A 1,047-nucleotide genomic window follows, 5' to 3' on the forward strand; every position below is an offset into this window, starting at 1 on the left:
AGCTCGATGATCGGATCAGCGTCTAATCATTCGAGCCACGGCGATCAAAATACATGCGCCGATGAAGCCGGCGACAAGATAGCCAAGCCAGCCGGTCAATGATACGCCCAGCAGCCCGAGAAGGACGTTGGCGACGATGGCGCCGACGATCCCTAAAATGATGTTCATGAGCACGCCCATATTGCTTTTCATGAACATCTCGGCGAGCCAGCCGGCGATACCGCCGATGACGATAGCAGCTATCCAACCAACACCTGGATTTTCCATGTTTTCCCCTTTCCTTGAACCTAAATTGGTTCGGCGGAGAACGTGCCACAAGCCAATAAAGTTCCGCGTGTGCAACTGCCAGATTCCGCCTACCTCTGGAGGTGGCGACGAAGCAGTCGGATGTTGCGGTTGTTGGCCTTAAAATAGATATCGAAGATTGAACCGAGAATAGGAACGCTTCCCCCAACCGTATCAAGCAGCACGTTCCCTAGCATGCGGGCGACCAAGCCATTTCCAGCACCGCAGTTTCGGGCTCGCATGACGATATATGCCGAGACCAGACCCGTCGCCACATCTCCCAGTACGGGTACCAGACCCACCAGGGCATCCAGTCCAAAGCGAATTGATGTTCCTGGAATGCCCCAGCGGGAATCAAGCAATGCGGCCAAAAAATCCAACTCGACAATTGCTCTTGCCTCCTCAGAATCTCGATGGCCCTCCCGGCTCGTCTCAGCGGCCAGACGAGTGCGATTTAGCAAATCGGCCCGGTCTAGAGCTGTGGCTCTAGACATCGCTCTGGCCGGTTGAATTCTTAGCTTGTGGCCTACGCGTAGGCACGTCATCAAGCAGGGTCGTCTCATCCGAGCCTCGCGTCGGCTCATGGGGCAACTTACCATTTGGCGTCATCTTGTTGACCGCCTCGGGCAAATCCCGGGTTATCCTGCTGATAAGTTCCTCGCGCGAAAGGCCGGTCTGCATTGAGAGGGACGTCAGCGTGTCTTCGTCTATTGCCGCTTCCACGTCGCTCGGCTGGATAGGCTGGTTTGGCCCGGTGCCAAC

3 protein-coding genes are annotated in these 1,047 nt (G+C 56.0%); all 3 read right to left on the minus strand.

The genetic code is table 11. The features are described from left to right. Nucleotides 1-15 precede the first annotated feature (15 nt). A complete protein-coding gene (locus AC1D1L_RS33660; RefSeq protein ID WP_477345419.1) occupies nucleotides 16-267 on the minus strand; it encodes a GlsB/YeaQ/YmgE family stress response membrane protein in 252 nt (83 codons plus the stop codon). Nucleotides 268-356: 89 nt separating this feature from the next. Then, nucleotides 357-665 (minus strand): DUF4112 domain-containing protein, encoded by a 309-nt coding sequence (locus AC1D1L_RS33665; RefSeq protein WP_477345833.1) that lies wholly within the window; start codon nucleotides 663-665, stop codon nucleotides 357-359. Between the two features lie 106 nt (nucleotides 666-771). Continuing rightward, a partial coding sequence (locus AC1D1L_RS33670) for a YidB family protein (RefSeq protein ID WP_477345835.1) occupies nucleotides 772-1,047 on the minus strand: 276 nt, incomplete at its 5' end.

Source organism: Mesorhizobium sp. P2_D6, assembly GCF_056404315.1.